This is a genomic window from Streptomyces sp. UG1, from assembly GCF_049974585.1.
In the GTDB taxonomy this organism is placed as follows: domain Bacteria; phylum Actinomycetota; class Actinomycetes; order Streptomycetales; family Streptomycetaceae; genus Streptomyces.
The window spans coordinates 132,471-150,071 of record NZ_JBNGGG010000014.1; the positions used below are offsets into that span (position 1 = coordinate 132,471).

The 17,601-nt window shown below is 71.6% G+C and carries 18 protein-coding genes; 6 read left to right on the plus strand and 12 right to left on the minus strand.

The annotated features are described in order from the left end of the window. Positions 1–12 precede the first annotated feature (12 nt). The 6 genes from ACP4J3_RS17855 to ACP4J3_RS17880 all read right to left on the minus strand — a co-directional run bounded on the left by ACP4J3_RS17855 (position 13) and on the right by ACP4J3_RS17880 (position 5,752). Positions 13–1,458 (minus strand): peptidoglycan D,D-transpeptidase FtsI family protein, encoded by a 1,446-nt coding sequence (locus tag ACP4J3_RS17855; protein ID WP_426535435.1) that lies wholly within the window; start codon positions 1,456–1,458, stop codon positions 13–15. A gap of 54 nt (positions 1,459–1,512) precedes the next feature. Next, positions 1,513–2,175: a response regulator gene (locus ACP4J3_RS17860; RefSeq protein ID WP_426535437.1), complete on the minus strand. Its 663-nt coding sequence runs from the start codon at positions 2,173–2,175 to the stop codon at positions 1,513–1,515. Next, positions 2,172–3,428: a sensor histidine kinase gene (locus tag ACP4J3_RS17865; RefSeq protein WP_426535439.1), complete on the minus strand. Its 1,257-nt coding sequence runs from the start codon at positions 3,426–3,428 to the stop codon at positions 2,172–2,174. Before ACP4J3_RS17865 ends, ACP4J3_RS17860 begins: the two co-directional genes overlap by 4 nt. Next, positions 3,425–4,423 carry a hypothetical protein gene (locus tag ACP4J3_RS17870; protein WP_426535441.1) on the minus strand — a complete coding sequence of 333 codons (999 nt, stop codon included), beginning with the start codon at positions 4,421–4,423 and terminating at the stop codon, positions 3,425–3,427. The genes ACP4J3_RS17865 and ACP4J3_RS17870 overlap by 4 nt, the downstream gene beginning before the upstream one ends. Before the next feature lie 80 nt (positions 4,424–4,503). Next, positions 4,504–4,974, minus strand: a complete 471-nt coding sequence (locus ACP4J3_RS17875) for a GNAT family N-acetyltransferase (RefSeq protein WP_426535443.1) — start codon at positions 4,972–4,974, stop codon at positions 4,504–4,506. Between the two features lie 4 nt (positions 4,975–4,978). Further along, positions 4,979–5,752, minus strand: a complete 774-nt coding sequence (locus ACP4J3_RS17880; RefSeq protein ID WP_004002235.1) for an IclR family transcriptional regulator — start codon at positions 5,750–5,752, stop codon at positions 4,979–4,981. A 132-nt stretch (positions 5,753–5,884) separates the two neighbouring features. Between ACP4J3_RS17880 and ACP4J3_RS17885 the strand changes: the two genes are divergently transcribed. The 6 genes from ACP4J3_RS17885 (at position 5,885) to ACP4J3_RS17910 (ending at position 12,200) form a co-directional block, all read left to right on the plus strand. Further along, the gene (locus tag ACP4J3_RS17885; protein WP_426535446.1) at positions 5,885–7,414 is read left to right on the plus strand and encodes an aldehyde dehydrogenase (NADP(+)); all 1,530 of its coding nucleotides are present in this window, start codon (positions 5,885–5,887) and stop codon (positions 7,412–7,414) included. A gap of 118 nt (positions 7,415–7,532) precedes the next feature. Continuing rightward, positions 7,533–8,141, plus strand: coding sequence for a DUF1349 domain-containing protein (locus ACP4J3_RS17890; protein WP_426535448.1), 609 nt, complete (start codon positions 7,533–7,535; stop codon positions 8,139–8,141). Between the two features lie 103 nt (positions 8,142–8,244). Further along, positions 8,245–8,961: a DsbA family oxidoreductase gene (locus ACP4J3_RS17895; protein ID WP_426535450.1), complete on the plus strand. Its 717-nt coding sequence runs from the start codon at positions 8,245–8,247 to the stop codon at positions 8,959–8,961. Positions 8,962–9,068: 107 nt separating this feature from the next. Then, complete coding sequence (locus tag ACP4J3_RS17900; protein WP_426535452.1) at positions 9,069–10,121, plus strand: aminotransferase class V-fold PLP-dependent enzyme; 1,053 nt, start codon at positions 9,069–9,071, stop codon at positions 10,119–10,121. 186 nt (positions 10,122–10,307) lie between these two features. Then, positions 10,308–11,132, plus strand: a complete 825-nt coding sequence (locus tag ACP4J3_RS17905; protein ID WP_426535454.1) for a sigma factor — start codon at positions 10,308–10,310, stop codon at positions 11,130–11,132. Positions 11,133–11,198: 66 nt separating this feature from the next. After that, positions 11,199–12,200: a maleylpyruvate isomerase family mycothiol-dependent enzyme gene (locus tag ACP4J3_RS17910; protein ID WP_426535456.1), complete on the plus strand. Its 1,002-nt coding sequence runs from the start codon at positions 11,199–11,201 to the stop codon at positions 12,198–12,200. A gap of 102 nt (positions 12,201–12,302) precedes the next feature. On the opposite strand, the gene thpD is transcribed toward ACP4J3_RS17910, so the two are convergent. The 6 genes from thpD to ACP4J3_RS17940 form a co-directional block, all read right to left on the minus strand. Further along, positions 12,303–13,199, minus strand: coding sequence for an ectoine hydroxylase (gene thpD, locus ACP4J3_RS17915; RefSeq protein ID WP_426535458.1), 897 nt, complete (start codon positions 13,197–13,199; stop codon positions 12,303–12,305). Positions 13,200–13,206: 7 nt separating this feature from the next. Beyond that, entirely contained in the window at positions 13,207–13,611 is a 405-nt protein-coding gene (locus tag ACP4J3_RS17920) for an ectoine synthase (RefSeq protein WP_194047715.1), read from the minus strand. 40 nt (positions 13,612–13,651) lie between these two features. Beyond that, entirely contained in the window at positions 13,652–14,923 is a 1,272-nt protein-coding gene (gene ectB / locus ACP4J3_RS17925; protein ID WP_426535460.1) for a diaminobutyrate--2-oxoglutarate transaminase, read from the minus strand. Positions 14,924–14,952: 29 nt separating this feature from the next. Next, on the minus strand, positions 14,953–15,459 hold the full coding sequence (ectA, locus tag ACP4J3_RS17930; RefSeq protein WP_426535462.1) for a diaminobutyrate acetyltransferase: 507 nt from the start codon (positions 15,457–15,459) through the stop codon (positions 14,953–14,955). A gap of 306 nt (positions 15,460–15,765) precedes the next feature. Next, a complete protein-coding gene (locus ACP4J3_RS17935; RefSeq protein WP_426535464.1) occupies positions 15,766–16,299 on the minus strand; it encodes a DinB family protein in 534 nt (177 codons plus the stop codon). Positions 16,300–16,494: 195 nt separating this feature from the next. Beyond that, the gene (locus ACP4J3_RS17940; RefSeq protein WP_426535466.1) at positions 16,495–17,595 is read right to left on the minus strand and encodes a pyridoxal-phosphate-dependent aminotransferase family protein; all 1,101 of its coding nucleotides are present in this window, start codon (positions 17,593–17,595) and stop codon (positions 16,495–16,497) included. Between the last annotated feature and the right edge of the window lie 6 nt (positions 17,596–17,601).

The window sequence follows — 17,601 nt, forward strand, 5'->3', positions numbered from 1 at the left end:
GTCGTCAGGCAACTAGTCCTTGAGCGCCGCCTCCATCACCTTCTTGGCGACGGGGGCGGCCAGCCCGTTGCCGCTGACCTCCGACCGTGCCGCGTCCGACTGCTCGACGAGCACCGCCACCGCGACCTCCTTGCCGTCGGCCTTGCCGTAGGAGGTGAACCAGGCGTACGGGGTCTTGCTGTTGTTCTCGCCGTGCTGGGCCGTGCCGGTCTTGCCGCCGACCGTCGCACCGGAGATCCGTGCGTTCGTGCCGGTGCCGTCGTCCACGACCGTCCGCATCGCCGACTGGAGCTGCTCGGCCGTGCCGGAGCTGACGATCTCCTTCGTGTCGGCCTGGTCGTCGTAGTTCTCCAACACATCCCCACCGCTGTCGGTGATCTGGGACACCATGTGCGGCGAGACCAGCTTGCCGCCGTTGGCTATGGCGGCGGACACCATGGCCATCTGCAACGGGGTCGCGGTGACGTCGAACTGGCCGATGCCGGACAGGGCGGTCTGCGCCTCGTCCATGTCGGAGGGGTACACGCTGGGGTACGCCCGCACCGGCACGTCCTGCGCGTCGTCGTTGAAGCCGAACTTCTCCGCCATCGCCCTGACCTTGTCCTGGCCCAGGTCGACGGCCATCTTCCCGAAGACGTTGTTGCACGAGTACTGGAGCGCGACCCGGATCGAGGCGTTCTCACAGGGGGCGGACGGGTTCTCGTTGCCCAGGGTGTCGCTCGACTGCGGCAGCGGGTACGGGTCCGGGCTCTTCGTCCGCTGGTCCACCGACGAGTACAGCCCGTCCTCCAGCGCGGCCGCCGCCACGACCAGCTTGAACGTCGAACCCGGCGGCAGCGGCTGGCGCAGCGCACGGTTCGTCATCGGCTTGTCGGCGTCCTTGGTCAGCTCCTTCCAGGCCGCCGAGTCACCCGTGGTGATCCGCGACGGGTCGTACGACGGCGTGGAGACCACCGCCAGGATCCTCCCGGTCGTGGGGTCGATCGCGACGGCGGCGCCCTTCTTCTCCCCGAGCGCGTCGTACGCGGCCTTCTGCACATCCGGGACGATCGTCGTGATCACATTGCCCGGATCGGCCCGCTTGTTGGTGACCGTGTCCAGCACGCTCTTCAGGCGGTCGTCGGTCCCGTCGAGCAGATCCTGGTAGACGCCCTCCAACTGGGTGGCCCCGAACGCCTGCGAGCTGTAGCCGGTCACGGCCGCGTACAGCGAGCCGTCCGTGTACGTCCGCTTGTAGGCGAGGTCACCGCTCGTCGTGCGCGCGGAGCCGGTCACCGACCTGCCGCCCACGACGATGTTGCCGAGCGGCTCGCTGTACAGCGCGATCGTGTTCCGCCGGTTGTCCTTGTCGTCCGCGAGCGCCTGGCCGTCGTAGAACTGCACCCAGGTCGCCCTGATCAGCAGAGCGAACACCAGCAGCAGCGTGAAGACGGACGCCCGCCTGATCGTCTTGTTCATCCCACTCGTCAGGACGATCAGGATGGGGGCAGACGTTCCCTTGCGCCCGTTTTCTCATCGGGCGTTCATGAAGCCCGCCTCGTAAGCGGCGATCACCGCCTGGGTGCGGTCCCGGGTGCCCGTCTTCGCCAGCACCGCCGCCACATGCGACTTCACGGTGGCCGGACCGACGTCCATCCGCCGTGCGATCTCCGCGTTGGTCAGCCCCTGCGCCATCAGCCGCAGCACGTCGCTCTCGCGGGCCGTCAGCCGCGCCACCCAGGGCGGCGGCACGACGTGCGCACGCGCGTGCTCGGCGGCGAGGGCGCGCACGGCCGACGGGAACAGCAGGGTGTCGGTGTGCGACACCAGCCGTACGGCCTGGACCAGCGCGTCCGCGTCCGCCCGCTTCAGCAGGAACCCCGTGGCCCCGGCGCGCAGGGCGTCGTACACATAGGAGTCGTTCTCGAAGGTGGTGACGACGACGATGCGGGGCGGGTCGGCGAGCGTGGCGAGGATCTGCTCGGTGGCCCGGATGCCGTCGATCTGAGGCATGCGTACGTCCATCAGGACCACGTCGGGCCGCAGCTCCCGCACCACCGACACGGCCTGCGCTCCCGTCGCCGCCTCGCCGACCACCTCCAGGTCCGGCTCGGCGGAGAGGATGGCGCGCAGCGCGGTGCGCACCATGCGCTCGTCGTCGGCGAGGACGATCCGGACGGGCTGCTGGGTCGTCATGCGGGTCCCTTCATGGGCAGTCGTACGTGTAGCCGCCACACCCCCTGCGCGGCGCCGGCCCGTACCGTCCCGCCCAGCAGCCGCGCCCGGTCGGCGATGCCGCGCAGGCCGTGGCCGCCGCCGGGGCGGCAGGCGGGAGTGTGCTCCAGGGGGTTCTCGACGGTGATCTCCAGGTGCCCGTCGACGATCTGGATCCGCAGCGCCGCGTTCGTCCGGTCCCCGGCGTGCTTGAGGACGTTGCTCAGCCCCTCCTGCACGATGCGGTAGGCCTCGCGGGACAGGACGGGCGGCAGGGCCTCGGGGTCGGCGTCGACGGTGGCGGTCACCCGCAAGCCGCAGGCGCGGGTGCGGCGCAGCAGGCCGGCGAGGTCGCCGCAGAGGGTGGGCGCGGGGGTCGTACCGGGGGCGTCACCGTCCCTCAACACGCCGAGCACGGCGTCGAGTTCACCCACCGTGCGCCGGGTCGTGTCCTCGATCGCGGCGAGCGCCTCGCGGACGAACTCCGGGTCGGTGTCCAGGACCCGGCGGGCCGCGCTCGCCTGGAGGGTGACGGCGCTGAGGGCGTGGCCCACGGAGTCGTGCAGCTCGCGCGCGAGCCGGTTGCGCACGGCGAGGTCGGCGGCGCGCGCCTCGGCCGCCGCGAGCCGGTCCTCCGGCGTCGGCCCGAGCAGCGCGGGCGCCCAGCGGGCCAGGAGCGAGCCGGAGACGGCCGCACAGCCCGCCAGCGCCACCAGTGTCGCCAGGCCGGCGACCGGCGCGAGCGCCAGCACCCAGGCGTGGTCGAGGGACCCGGGGAGTCCGACGAGATCCGCCCCGCCCAGCCACACCAACAGCGGCAGCGCGGCCAGGAACCCGGCGAACGGCGGCACCGCCAGCGACATCCCCGAGATGATCCCGCCGAACCCCAGATGCAGCGTGAACCAGGCCGCCGTCCGCCCCTTCGCCGCCCGCGACCGGGCCGGCCCGTGAGCGAGCAGACCCGCGTCCACCCCGCACAGCGACCGCACCGCACCCGCCTCCAGGGACCGGGTCAGCGGGAACAGCGCGGCGGTCAGGGCGGCCAGGGGCAGACCGACGGCGAAGGAGAGGAGTTGCAGCGGCAGGTCGTTGAAGACGTACCGGGAGTCGGTGGCCGGGCCGACGACGAGCTGGCCGACGAAGACGTACGGCATGGCGAGCGCGCCGCCGAGGATCAGATGGATCCAGCGCCGGCGCGCCCGCCGCCCGAAGAGAAGACGGCCGAACTCGCTCACGCCGTACGACGCTTCCCGCTCGCGGAGCGCTCCGCGAGGAAGTGGACGCCGAGGCAGGCGACGAGGGTGCCGACGATCATCTGGCCAGCGTAGGCGAGGTTCATCGCCGGCGTCGGGCCGTCGGCCAGGCCGGTGAGCGGCGCCAGCGACAGCCAGCCCGCCCAGCAGACCACCGCGGCCGAGCCGACCCAGGCGAGCGCGAGGGGCAGCTTGACGGGCAGGGTCCGGCCGCGCCGGAAGGCCAGCAGGACACCGCCGGTGACCGCCATGGCGAGGAAGACGGCCGACAGGGCCGCCATGATGTGGAAGCCGCTCGTCCGGTCGGCGACGAGCGCCTCGTCGAGCCCGGCGGTGGAGCCGCACGCCCACAGCACCTGAGCGGTCAGGGGCGGCACGGCGAGGACCGCCGCCGCGGCCGCCACCGTGCGCTGCGCCGCCCCGATGGCACCGACCGGAAGCTCCCAGACCCGCCCCCGCCACAACCGCCCCCAGCGGTCGCGGGCGTACAGCGCGAACAGGGCGCCGAGGGTGACTCCCTGCACGATGAACCCCGTGTAGACGACCCCGAAGACCCAGGCGTCGAGGAACGGCTCCCCGTCACCGCCCGCGGTGTCGGCCGTCCCACCGAGCGCGGTGGCGAGGAGCTGGAGCGGAAACCCGGCCATGATCGGCGCGAGCAGCCCGGTGGCCACCCATGCGGGGAGGCCGAGCAGCCACGCGGGCACGCGCAGTCCCCACGGCCGGGTCAGCACCAGCGCGAGCACGATCACCGCGCCGTCCATCAGGACCGTCACACTGTTGGCGACGGCCATGCTTCCCCGGTGCTCCAGCAGCGTGCTGCCCTGCGGGATCCCGAGGTGACTCCCGGCGATCCAGGCGGTCTTGAGCGCCAGATACGGCACACAGGAGGCGATCGCGACGGCGCGCAGCAGCCGACGGGACCGCCCGGCGGCGACAGCGGGGGCCACCTGCGGGGGAGCGAGTGTCTGCGTCATGCCTCCACGCTCCCGCGCGAGAGCGGGCGCCCACCTCCTGCGCGACGGTGATCCGTCTCCGCCGTACGGGGGAGACCCGCTCAGCCCTCCAGCGCCAGGACCAGCTCGTCGATCTCCTCGCCCCGCGCGTTGGCGAAGCCCCTGGCCTGGGCGGTCACCCGGAACCCGCACTTGTGCAACACCCGCAGCGAGCCCTCGTTGTCCGCCGCCGCCCGGGCGTACAGCGGGCGCTCGGGCACCTCGGCGAGCAGTCCCCGCAGGGCGGCCGTGGCGACACCGCGCCCCCAGTAGGCGCGGTCGATCCAGTAGGTGACCTCCCGCTCATCCGGCTCTCCGTACACGGCCGCGCTGCCCACCACGTCACCGTCGGCCAGGACCGTGCGCAGGACGTCCGAGGAGGACCGGATCCGCTTCCAGTGCGCGTCGAACGCGTCCCGGTCGGCCGGGTCCTTGGGGGCGAAGGCCGCCATGTGCAGGGCCTCCGGGTCGTTGAACTGTCGGAAGAAGACGTGCAGATCGCTGTCGTGCACCTCGCGGAGTTCCACATCCATGGCGTCAGAGCCTACGAGTGGCCAGCGTCAGCCGGTCCCGGGCGTCGAACAGGGCGTCCTTCACCATCTGCTCGTGGGCCGGGGTCAGCCGGGCCACCGGGACCGAGCAACTGATCGCGTCGCGGGCCGGGGTGCGGTACGGGATCGCCACGCCGAAGCAGCGCAGGCCGAGGGTGTTCTCCTCGCGGTCCACGGCGAAGCCCTGCTCACGGACCTGGTGGAGCTCCTCGATGAGCTTCTCGCGGTCGGTGATGGTGTTCTCGGTCAGCGCGGGCAGGGTCTCCGGCAGCATCTTGCGGACCTGCTCGTCCGTGTACGTGCTCAGCAGCGCCTTGCCGAGGGACGTCGAGTGCGCGGGCAGACGGCGGCCGACCCGGGTGAAGGGGCGCAGATAGTGCTGGGACTGGCGGGTGGCGAGGTAGACGACGTTCGTGCCGTCGAGGCGGGCCAGGTGGATCGTCTCGGTCGTGTCGTCCGAGAGGCGGTCCAGGGTCGGCCGGGCCGCCGCGACCACCTCGTCGCCGTCGATGTACGACGTGCCGACCAGCAGCGCCCGTACGCCGATGCCGTACCGCGTGCCCGTGGCGTCCGTCTCCACCCAGCCCAGTTCGACGAGGGTGCGCAGCAGCATGTAGAGGCTGGACTTGGGGTAGCCGACGGCCTCCTGGACCGACGCGAGGGAGTGCATACCGGGGCGCCCGGCGAAGTATTCGAGCAGTTCAACCGTCCGTACCGCGGACTTGACCTGCGCCCCGCCGCCCGTCTCGCCAGCCGACATCGCCCTTGACCCCTTCGTTCGACGGGAAATAGTCTCCACAGCATATTCACCATCAGAGACGGCGTTCAGTATATCGAACGAGCCTGGTGAGTGACCCCGTACTGCGGCATTACATATGTGGAGGGACCCGCGGTGGCAGCAGCACCAGTCTGGAGTGTCGACCCCCGAACCGGGAAGCAGCGTGAACAGGTTGCGGTGGAGGCCACAGCCCAGGAGGTGGACGCCGCCGTCCGCGCCGCGCACGACGTGCGCGCCTCGCTCACCGACCGCACGGTCCGCGCGGCCTTCCTGCGCACCGCCGCCGACCGGCTCCAGGGCGCCAAGGACCAGCTCGTCGAGGCCGCCGACGCCGAGACCGCGCTCGGCCCGGTCCGCCTCACCGGCGAACTCGCCCGCACCTCCTACCAGCTCAGGGCCTTCGCCGACATCGTCGACGAGGGCGCCTTCCTGGACGTCGTCATCAACCACCCCGACGACACGGCCACCCCGCCGATCCCGGACCTGCGCCGCTACAAGGTGCCGCTCGGCGTCGTCGCCGTCTACTCGGCGTCCAACTTCCCCTTCGCCTTCTCCGTCGCCGGCGGCGACACCGCGAGCGCGCTGGCCGCGGGCTGCCCGGTCGTCGTCAAGGCGCACCCCGACCACCCCGCCCTGTCGGAGCTGGTCGCCAAGGTCCTGCGCACCGCCGCCGCCGAGCACGGCATCCCCGAGGGCGTGGTGGGGCTCGTGCACGGCTTCGAGGCCGGCATCGAGCTGATCAAGCACCCGCTGGTGGCCGCCGCGGGCTTCACCGGGTCGGTCCGGGGTGGCCGTGCCCTGTTCGACGCCGCCGCCGCCCGCCCGGTCCCGATCCCCTTCCATGGCGAGCTGGGCTCCCTGAACCCCGTCGTGATCACCGAGGCCGCGGCCACCGAGCGCGGCGAGGCGATCGGTACGGGGCTCGCGGGCTCGATGACGCTGGGCGTCGGGCAGTTCTGTGTGAAGCCGGGGCTGGTGCTGGTGCCGTCCGGTGCGGCGGGCGACGGCCTGGTCAAGTCGCTGACCGACGCCGTGAGCGACACCGACGCGGGGGTGCTGCTCGACCACCGCATGCGGGACAACTTCATCGCCGGGGTCGCCGAGCGTGCGCAGCTTCCCGACGTGGAGACGCCGGTGACGCCGGGTGCGGGCGGTGAGCACACGGTCAGCGCCGGGTTCCTGACGGTCGCCGCCGACAAGCTGGCCGGTGAGGGGGAGTACGACCTGCTCCTGGAGGAGTGCTTCGGGCCGGTGACGGTGCTCGTCCGCTACGACGACGACGAGCAGGCGCGGGCCGTGCTGTCCCGGCTGCCGGGCAACCTCACCGCGACGGTTCATCTGTCGACCGCGGAGGCGGCGGGCGAGGGCCGGGGCGGGGAGATCCTCGCGGAGCTGACGCCGCTGGCCGGGCGTGTGCTGGTCAATGGGTGGCCGACGGGAGTCGCCGTCGCGCCGGCCCAGCATCACGGTGGGCCCTACCCGGCGACGACCTCGACGTCCACGTCGGTGGGCGGTACGGCGATCGAGCGGTGGATGCGGCCGGTTGCGTATCAGGGGGCGCCGGAGGCTTTGCTGCCGGTGGAGTTGCGGGATGAGAATCCGTTGGGGCTGCCTCGGCGGTTCAACGGGCGGCTGGAGAGGTAGCGCTCCGCGGGATTCGCCGTAGGGGTGCGGGTGCGCTGGCGACTGCCGGTTGTGTGTGGTTGATCGCGCAGTTCCCCGCGCCCCTTGGTTGGCACACTTCAACTGAGACACTGTGGCGATGGACGTCGAGCTTCCCGAACTGCCTTTCCTGCTCCGCACGTACGGTCCCGACGGGCACTGGGCCTACGAAGACGGCATGCTCTCCGGGTGGGCCGGGCCCCGGCAGGATCGTTTTGTGCCGCCTACCGATGAGGGGCTCGATCCCGCCTCCGACGCGCCGCGGCTCCTGGGGTCCCCCGAGGGTGACTTCCAGCTCATCGCCCGGGTCACCGTCGGGTTCGCCGCCGCCTTCGACGCCGGGGTGCTCTACGTCCATGTCGGGGAGCGGGCCTGGGCCAAACTGTGTCTGGAGTACTCGCCGGACGTGCCGACCGTGTGCACCGTGGTCACCCGGGGGCATTCCGACGACGCCAACTCCTTCACCGTGGAGGGCAGTTCGGTCTGGCTGCGGGTGAGCCGGACCGGGCGGGCCTTCGCCTTCCACGCCTCCCGGGACGGTGAGCGCTGGACCTTCGTCCGGCTGTTCACGCTGGGGGAGGAGAAGGAGGCGGACACGGCCCTGGTCGGCTTCATGACGCAGTCGCCGATGGGGGAGGGGTGCGTGGTGACCTACGACCACATCGAGTTCCGGCCGAGCTGGCCGAAGGACCTGCGGGACGGGAGCTGAGCGCGGTTCCGCGGTCCCGGGGAATGAATCTCGCTGGTTGAATGTTCACGCATTAAGCGGAGGGAGTCTCCGAACCCGTACGACTGGAGAGAAGGCCACAGACATGCGCGTCGAGATCTGGAGCGACATCGCCTGCCCCTGGTGCTACGTGGGCAAGGCCCGCTTCGAGAAGGCGCTCGAGGCCTTCCCGCACCGCGAGCAGGTCGAGGTGGTGCACCGCTCCTTCGAGCTGGACCCCGGGCGCGCCAAGGGCGACATCCAGCCCGTGATCACCATGCTCACCAAGAAGTACGGCATGAGCGCCGCGCAGGCCCAGGCCGGTGAGGAGAACCTCGGCGCGCAGGCCGCCGCGGAGGGCCTGGAGTACCGCACCCAGGGCCGCGACCACGGCAACACCTTCGACCTGCACCGCCTGCTGCACCTGGCCAAGGAGCAGGGCAGGCAGGACGAGCTGATCCAGATCCTGTACCGGGCGAACTTCGCCGAGGAGCGGTCCCTGTTCACCGAGGGCGACGAGCGGCTGGTGGAGCTGGCCGTCGAGGCCGGGCTCGACGCGGACGACGTGCGCAAGGTCCTCGCCGACCCCGACGCCTATGCCGACGACGTCCGCGCCGACGAGCGCGAGGCCGCCCAGCTCGGCGCCAACGGCGTGCCGTTCTTCGTCCTCGACCGCAAGTACGGCGTCTCCGGCGCCCAGCCCGCCGAGGTCTTCGAGCAGGCGCTGACGCAGGCCTGGGGCGAGCGGTCGCCGCTTCGGATCGTCGACCAGGGGGACGCGGAGGCCTGCGGTCCCGACGGGTGCGCGGTGCCGCAGCGCTGAGCCGACGGGCGAACGCGCAGGTCGGGGCCGATCTATAAGCGTTCCTTAGTGAAGTCACGTAAAAAATCGCAATGGACCGATAGGTGTTCAGGGCCCACAGTGGAGCCATGGAGACCTTCGAGAGCCTCGTCCGTACCGAGTTCGCCCCGAAGAACGTCTATCTCAACACCGCGAGCAACGGCCTGCTGCCGGCCCGCACCGTCACCGCCCTGGACCGGGCCGTGCGGATGCGGGCCGAGGGCGTCCCGCTCGGCCCGCTGTACGAGGACGTGGAGGCCGTCCGCGCCGCCTTCGCCCGACTGGCCGGCGTGCCCGTCGAGCGGGTCGCGACCGGGGCCTCGGTCGCCGAGTACAGCGGACTGATCGCCGCCTCCCTGCCCGCCGGAGCCGAAGTCCTCACCGCCGAGGCCGACTTCTCCTCCCTCGTGAACCCCTTCCACATGCGCGGCGACCTCAAGGTCCGCGCCGTCCCGCTGGACCGCCTCGCCGAGTCCGTCCGCCCGGACACCGCCCTCGTCGCCGTCAGCGCCGCCCAGTCCGCCGACGGCCGGATCGCCGACCTGCCCGCCGTGCGCGCCGCCGCGCTGGAGCACGGGGCGCGCACCTACGTCGACGCCTCCCAGTCGGCCGGCTGGCTGCCGCTGGAGGCCGACGCGTACGACTTCGTCGCCACCGTCGGCTTCAAGTGGCTCCTGGGCCCGCACGGGGCCGCCTTCTGCGTCGTCCCGCAGGACTTCGGCGGGCTGACGCCGCTGCTCGCCGGCTGGGTCTCCGGGGAGATCCCCTGGGACAGCTGCTACGGCCCCGTCGAACAACTCGCCGACTCCGCCCGCCGCTTCGACATCAGCCCCGCCCTCTTCACCTTCGCCGGGCTGCGCGCCTCCCTGGAGCTGATCGAGGAACTCGGGATCTCCGCCATCCAGGCCCACGACCTCGCCCTCGCCGACCGCTTCCGCGCCGGACTCGCCACCCTCGGCCACGAACCGGTGCCCTCGCCCGGCTCGGCCATCGTCTCCGTGCCCGGCCTGGGCGAGCGCCAGCCCGAGCTGAGCGCCGCCGGAATCGAGGTCTCCAACCGCGCGGGCAACCTGCGCGCCGCCTTCCACCTCTACAACACCCCGGAGGACGTCGACCGGCTGCTGAACGCCCTGTCTGCCTGAAACCACTGGCGCGGGCCCGCCCAGGGCGCTAAGCAGGTCCTGGGAAGTTCAGGCACGCCCCCGGCGCCGCCCGGGCACGCCAAGAGCACGCACCGGCCGTGACACAAGCCGCTGCCGCGGCGGGCGCGGGAACGCACCCGCACTTCCCAGGACCTGCTCAGGAAGGGCATCAGGGGGGTGGTACCGGTGGAGTCCACGGGCGATACGTCCGTCGAGCCGCCCGCCGATGCGGAGGTGCACCGTCGGCTGGTGTACGGCGACGAGTCCGCGCTGGCCGAGGTGTACGCGGCGTACGGCGGGCTGGTGCGGCGGGTCGCCGTGTGCGTCACCCGTTCCGCGGCCGCCGCCGAGGGCGTGGCGCAGGAGGTCTTCGCCCACCTGTGGAGCAGGCCGTACAGCTTCGACGCGGGCCGTGGCTCGCTGCGCACCTGGCTCTCCCTGCTCGCCCACCGGCGGGCCGTGGACTGGGTGCGCAGCGAGACCCGGCACCGCAAGGCCGCCGCCGACGACTCGGCGCTCCAGGCCATCCCGGACGCCGCACCCGGCCCCGACGAGACCGTCGTCGACCGGGAGCTCCCTCCTGCTGCACTCCGCGCTCGCCGAACTCCCGCAGCCCCAGCGCGAGGTCGTACACCTCGCCTACTTCGCCGGCCGCACCTACCGGCAGGCCGCCGCGGAGCCAAGCGGGTCCGGGGAAGTGCGGGCACGCCCCCACGCCGCCCGGCACGCACTCTCGCCGCACCGGCCAAAGGCCCTGGTAGCTCCTCCCCCACTCTCGGCTTCGCTCGAGCGGGGGGACCCCATCGAGGACCTTCGTCCGGCACGCCGAGAGCACGCACCGGCTGTGACACAAGCCGCTGCCGCGGCGGGCGCGGGAACGCACCCGCACTTCCCCGGACCCGCTCAGGGATCCCCGAGGGCACCGCCAAGACCCGGCTGCGCAGCGCTCTGCGCGCCTTGGCGGAGACTTTGGCCGACCCGCCGGACCCGGCGCTCGAAAGGGGCGCATGATGGCGAGAGGGGTACAGCGGCGTACCGGGGTACTCGCACGGCAATCGGCCAGGGAGGAGGCGAGCGGTGAGCGACGAGCACGAGGCCGTACGTGATCTGCTGGCCGCCTGGGCCTTCGGCGCCCTCGACCCGGCCGAGGAGGAGACGGTCCTGACGCACCTGGCCGGGTGCGAGAGCTGCGCGGCGGAAGGGGCACGGCTGCGGGAGACCGTACGCCTGCTGGACGGGCCGCCGCCGACGGCTCCCGCGGGCCGGAACAACGGCGCGCTGTCCCTCGCCCCGCGCACCCGCCCCGCCGTCCCCCGCGTCGCCGGGCACGCCGCCCCCTACGCCGCCGCCGTCGCCGGGCTCAGGGCGCTGCTGCCCGAGCTGGCGGGCCACTGGGCCACGCCGGTCGTGCACGACTGGGACGTGCACGCCACCGTCGCCCACCTGCTCGCCGCCGACGAGCCCCTGGCCGGCCTGCTCGGCGTCGACGCGCGCGTGCCGCCCTCGCCCGTCGAGGAGGGCACGCCCTGGGAGGACGCCTGGAACCGCCGTACCGCCGATGTCATCGCCCATGAGCACGGCCGTACGCCCGAGGAGACCGTGGCCGACTGGGGCGCGCAGGCGGACGCGCTGCTCGGCACGCCCGAGGCCAGGGACGCCGAACTCGCCGCGCGGGCCGTGCTGCTGATGGGGATGCGGCTGCCCATCGCCGACCACTTCCTGGTGCGCGCCTTCGAGACCTGGATCCACACCGACGACATCGGCCGCGCCCTCGGCCTCGCCGTCCCCCCGCCGCCCGATGAGCACCTGGGGCAGCTCGTCCGCCTCGCCGTCCGCGTCCTCGGCCTGGCCCTCGGACCCACCGCGCCCCCGGTGCTGTTCTCGGTCACCGGGGGCGAGGAGTGGGTGCTGGGCTCCGGGGACGAGCCCGTACAGGCCGAACTGGCCCTGGAGCCGGTCGACTTCTGCCGACTGGTCGGCGGGCGGTACGCCCCTCAGACCGTGCCCCGCGGACAGAACGGCGACGCGGCCGCCGTACGGAACGTACTGGAGCGGGCCGCGTCGCTGTCGTGGCTGTGAGGGTCACCTCACCGCAGTGGGGTCACTTCACCGGCGTGAAGTCCCTCGCGCCGATGCTGCATTCTCCGGGGGACAACCCCCGGACCCCCGACCGGGCTCGGCTTACCGGACGGGAGTGAAATCCCTTGCTCCGATGAACGTCGGCCGCCGTACCGGAGCCGCGAAGGGCTCCACGGCCGCGTTCTCCACGCTGTTGAACACGATGAACACATTGCTGCGCGGGAACGGCGTGATGTTGTCGCCGGAGCCGTGCATGCAGTTGCAGTCGAACCAGGTCGCCGAACCGGCCTTGCCCGTGAAGAGCTTGATGCCGTACTCGGAGGCCATCTTGGTCAGCGCCTCGTCCGACGGCGTGCCCGCGTCCTGCATCTGGAGGGACTTCTTGTAGTTGTCCTTCGGCGTGGCCCCCGCACACCCGAGGAAGGTCTTGTGCGAGCCGGGCATGATCATGAGCCCGCCGTTGGTGTCGTAGTTCTCGGTCAGCGCGATCGAGACGGACACCGTCCGCATGTTCGGCAGACCGTCCTCGGCGTGCCAGGTCTCGAAGTCGGAGTGCCAGTAGAAGCCACTCGCCCCGAAGCCGGGCTTGACGTTGATCCGCGACTGGTGGACGTACACGTCCGAGCCGAGGATCTGCCGCGCCCGGCCGACCACCCGCTCGTCACGCACCAGAGCGGCGAACACCTCGCTGATCCGGTGCACTTCGAAGACGGACCGGATCTCCTTGGACTTCGGCTCGATGATCGAGCGCTCGTCCGCGCGGATCGCCGGGTCGGTGACCAGCCGCTCCAGCTCCTGCGCGTAGACCGTGACCTCGTCGTCGGTGATGAGCTGGTCGATGGCGAGGAAGCCGTCGCGCTCGAAGGACTGCAGATCACCGGTCGCGATCGGGCCCGGCGTGTCGGGGGAGCCCCACACGACGGGGTCCTGGCGCGGGGTCGACACCTCGGTGGCGCCACGGCTGGGGTAGAGATCGGTGGCGTTGGACGTGGTCGTCATGGGTTTCTCACACCTCCTCGGGCTCGGTGAGCAGCGGGTACACACCGTTCTCGTCGTGGTCCTCCCGGCCGGTCACGGGCGGGTTGAAGACACACAGGCAGCGGAAGTCCTCCTTGATCCGCAGCGTGTGCCTCTCGTGACCGTCCAGGAGGTACATGGTCCCGGGCGTGATCGCGTACGTCCGCCCGGTCTCGTGGTCGGTCAGCTCGGCCTCGCCCTCGACGCAGACGACGGCCTCGATGTGGTTCGCGTACCACATCGACGTCTCCGTACCCGCGTACAGGACCGTCTCGTGCAGGGAGAAGCCGACCTTCTCCTTCGCGAGGACGATGCGCTTGCTCTCCCAGGTGCCGGACGCCGATTTCACATGGCGCTCGGTGCCTTCGATGTCCTTGAACGAACGGACGATCACGGTGCTGCGATGCCTCCTAGGTGGTGGTTTTCCTGTTCGGTCAGGCGGTCTCGGTGACGGCGCGGGCGAGGATACGGAGCCCCTCGTCCAGCTCGTCGGGGGTGATGGTCAGGGCGGGGAGCAGCTTGAGGACCTCGCTCTCCGGGCCGGACGTCTCCACCAGCAGCCCGAGCTCGAAGGCGCGCTGCGCGACCCGGCCGGCGCGGTCCTTGTCGTGGAACTCCAGGCCCCACACCAGGCCGCGGCCCCGGTACTCCTTGACGTCGGCGAGGTTCTCCTCGCAGATGGCGATCAGGCCCTGCTCGACCTGCTCACCGCGCTTGCGGGTCTGCTTCTCCATCGCGCTGCCGTCGGCCCAGTACGTCTCCAGGGCGGCGGTGGCGGTGACGAAGGCGGGGTTGTTGCCGCGGAAGGTGCCGTTGTGCTCGCCCGGCTCCCAGACGTCCAGCTCGGGCTTGAACAGGCACAGCGACATGGGCAGTCCGTAGCCGCTGATGGACTTGGACACGGTGACGATGTCCGGGGTGATGCCCGCCTCCTCGAAGGAGAAGAAGGCACCGGTACGACCGCACCCCATCTGGATGTCGTCGACGATCAGCAGCATGTCCTGCCGCTCGCACAGCTCGGCCAGCGCGCGCAGCCACTCCGGGCGCGCCACGTTGATGCCGCCCTCGCCCTGCACGCTCTCGACGATCACGGCGGCGGGCTTGTTGAGCCCGGAGCCCTGGTCCTCCAGGATCCGCTCGAACCACAGGAAGTCCGGGACCGTGCCGTCGAAGTAGTTGTCGAACGGCATGGGCGTGCCGTGCACCAGCGGGATCCCGGCGCCGGCGCGCTTGAAGGCGTTGCCGGTGACGGCGAGGGAGCCCAGCGACATGCCGTGGAAGGCGTTGGTGAACGAGACGATGGCCTCGCGCCCCTTCACCTTCCGGGCGAGCTTGAGGGCGGACTCGACGGCGTTGGTGCCGGTCGGGCCCGGGAACATGACCTTGTACGGCAGGTCGCGCGGGCGCAGCACCAGGTCCTGGAAGGTCTGCAGGAAGGCCCGCTTGGCGCTGGTGGACATGTCGAGCCCGTGCGTGACGCCGTCGCGCTCCAGGTAGTCGATCAGCGCCCGTTTCAGGACGGGGTTGTTGTGGCCGTAGTTCAGTGAGCCGGCGCCGGCGAAGAAGTCCAGGTACTCGTGGCCGTCCTCGTCGTACATGCGGCTGCCACGCGCACGGTCGAAGACGGTGGGCCAGCCGCGGCAGTAGCTGCGCACCTCGGACTCCAGGGTCTCGAAGACGCTGAGGTCGGGCTGGGTGATGGTCACGACGAATCGCTCCTCGATGCGTGGGGAGTTCAGAGAGAGAGGGGGCCGATGCGGTACAGGACTTCGGGGTCGTGCGGTCCGTCCGGGAACAGGCCGGCGGGGAAGAGCACCTCGCGCTCCAGGGCGGCGCCGTGCCGCTCGGCGAAGGAGCCGAACAGCCGCTCGGAGGCGGTGTTGCCGGGCGTGATGGTGGTCTCGACGCCGGTGACGCCGTACTCGCCGCGGACCCGTGCGACGAGCCCGTCGAGCAGCGCGGCGGCGATGCCGCGGCCGCGGTGGCCGTCGTCCACGGCGACCTGCCAGACGAGGAGGGTGCGCGGGCGGTCCGGCCGTACGTACCCGGTGACGAAGCCGACCGGCTCCCCGCGCTCGTCGCGGGCGACGGCCGATGTGCCGGCGAAGTCGCGGCACCACAGCAGATAGCTGTACGACGAGTTGAGGTCGAGGGCTTCGGAGTCTCTGGCTATCCGCCACAGCGCGGCCCCGTCGGCCACCGCCGGACGGTCGATTTGCAGGTCTGCTTGTGCGGCAGTCATGCGAATTGAATTTACCGAGGGAAAATTGAAATTGCATGGCCGTGAGGGGTTACGCGTGAGGGCCGGATGTGTTATCACGCGGGCGTGAGAGGCGCCGCCCGGGGCCTGCGAAACGCCCCTTTTGCCCCCTTAATACCGCACAAATCAGACACGATGTGGAACGCGTCACAGCAATGTAACTCTTACGAGACCTGCCCGAATTGATCCGGTTGGCGTTCGCGGAATCTTTGTGTTTAGGTTCGGGGAAAGCGGGCAGAAGACTAGGGGAAGCTGCCCTCTATAAAGAATTCCAGAATTACCTTGAATTCAGGCTCCGGTAACACCGTCGATGCGCTCTCGAAGAATGTCGGCGTGGCCGTTGTGCCGGGCGTACTCCTCGATCATATGAATCAACACCCACCGCAGGCTGACCTCGACACCGGCCATCGGCCCGTCCACGATCCGCCCCACCCCCTCCACCGCCCGCCCGGCACAGACCTCCCGCCCCCGGGCGACCTCCCGCCGCCACACGTCGAGCGCCTCGCGGATCCCCCGCCCGCCGTCAAGCCGGTACCCGCTCTCGTTCCCGGCGCCGTACACGGGCGGCACGTCGAGCCCGCCCACCACCCGCTGGAACCAGTTCCGCTCACACTCCGCGAGATGCTGCACCAGCCCGAGCAGGGTCAACTCCGACGGCTCGGCGGAGGCCCGCCGCACCTGCGCGTCGTCCAGTCCCGCGCACTTCAGCTCCAGGGTGGCGCGGTGGAAGTCGAGCCAGCTCTCGAGCATGGAGCGCTCGTCACCGGTCAGGAGGGGGATGGGGCGGCCGTCGGGGAGGGTTTGGGGGGTGTTGGTGGTCATAGGGGGAGCGTGGCACGCGGGAGCGGAGCGCCGCGCACCATTAAGCGCCGGCCGGTTGCATTTCAGCCCGTCCGGCGTTTGAGGACGAGGCCGTTCAGGCCGACGGGGGTCCAGGGGGCGCAGCCCCCTGGCGGGGCCGAAGGGGCAGAGCCCCTTCAGGATGGGACGGGTAAGGGCGGCGGGGGCGAGAAACCCCTACTGCCACCCCGCGTCCACCGCGTCCACCGCCCCCGCCACATCCACACCCAGCCCCATCTCCGCCAGCACCGCGCCCAGCGCCGCCACGCACCCCCGCACGGCCCCCACCGTCGCATCCGACCCGTAATGATTGACCCGGATCATCTCCTTGGCCAACGCCCCACCCCCGGCGGCCAGCGGCAACGCCGGGTCGCTCGCCAGCGCCCGGGCCACCACCTCCGACGCCGTCACCCCGGCCGGCACCCTCAGCGTCGTGGCGACCGGCGCCGCCTCCCGGGCGTCGTACACATACGGCTCCAGCCCTCCGCCCAGCGCCACCGCACCGGCCCGAGCCGACAGCGCCGCGGCCCGGTGGCGGGCCATCACCGTCTCCAGCCCGTCCCCCTCGATCCGCTCCACGCACGCCTCCAGCGCCAGCATCTCGAGCTGCGCCGGCGCGTGCAGCAGCGCCGTGCGCCCGCCGTCGATCCACCGCTCCTTCCAGTCGAGCAGCGACAGATACGACCGCCGCGGCGCCCCCGGATTCGCCGCCATCCGCGCCCACGCCCGCTCGCTCACCGACACCGCCGACACCCCGGCCGGCCCGCCCATCGCCTTCTGCGCCCCGATCACGCACAGGTCCACACCCCACGCGTCCGGCAGCACCGGCTCGGCCCCGATCGACGCCACCGCGTCCAGGTGGAACAGCGCCCCGTGCGCCCGCACCACCTCGCCGATCTCCGCGACGGGATTGGTGTTGCCGGTCGCCGCTTCCGCGTGCACCAGGGACACGAAGTCGATCCCGGGGTGCTCGGCGAAGGCGTCCCGGATCCGGTCCGCCGTGACCGCCGTGTGGAACGGGACCGTCAGATCGATCACCGTCGCGCCGCAGTCCCGCAGCCAGTTGCCGAAGGTCTGCCCGTACGGACCGGTGATCACGTTCAGCGCGGTCGTACCGGGCCCGGCCGTCCCCCGGATCGCCCCCTCCAGCGGCAGCAGCGCCTCACCCTGCATGATCACGACGTCCTGCTCGGTCCCGAGCAACCGCGCCACCCGGTCCTCGATCGCGGCGAAACGGGCGGCGCTCAGCGGGGCCAGGTCCAGGAAGGGATGGGTCACGGCAGG

Bases quoted from the DNA above. Each gene is read 5' to 3' on its own strand.
- ACP4J3_RS17855 (WP_426535435.1), bottom strand. From the start codon at position 1,458: ATGAACAAGACGATCAGGCGGGCGTCCGTCTTCACGCTGCTGCTGGTG.
- ACP4J3_RS17860 (WP_426535437.1), bottom strand. From the start codon at position 2,175: ATGACGACCCAGCAGCCCGTCCGGATCGTCCTCGCCGACGACGAGCGC.
- ACP4J3_RS17870 (WP_426535441.1), bottom strand. From the start codon at position 4,423: ATGACGCAGACACTCGCTCCCCCGCAGGTGGCCCCCGCTGTCGCCGCC.
- ACP4J3_RS17875 (WP_426535443.1), bottom strand. From the start codon at position 4,974: ATGGATGTGGAACTCCGCGAGGTGCACGACAGCGATCTGCACGTCTTC.
- ACP4J3_RS17880 (WP_004002235.1), bottom strand. From the start codon at position 5,752: ATGTCGGCTGGCGAGACGGGCGGCGGGGCGCAGGTCAAGTCCGCGGTA.
- ACP4J3_RS17890 (WP_426535448.1), top strand. From the start codon at position 7,533: ATGGACGTCGAGCTTCCCGAACTGCCTTTCCTGCTCCGCACGTACGGT.
- ACP4J3_RS17895 (WP_426535450.1), top strand. From the start codon at position 8,245: ATGCGCGTCGAGATCTGGAGCGACATCGCCTGCCCCTGGTGCTACGTG.
- ACP4J3_RS17900 (WP_426535452.1), top strand. From the start codon at position 9,069: ATGGAGACCTTCGAGAGCCTCGTCCGTACCGAGTTCGCCCCGAAGAAC.
- thpD (WP_426535458.1), bottom strand. From the start codon at position 13,199: ATGACGACCACGTCCAACGCCACCGATCTCTACCCCAGCCGTGGCGCC.
- ectA (WP_426535462.1), bottom strand. From the start codon at position 15,459: ATGACTGCCGCACAAGCAGACCTGCAAATCGACCGTCCGGCGGTGGCC.
- ACP4J3_RS17935 (WP_426535464.1), bottom strand. From the start codon at position 16,299: ATGACCACCAACACCCCCCAAACCCTCCCCGACGGCCGCCCCATCCCC.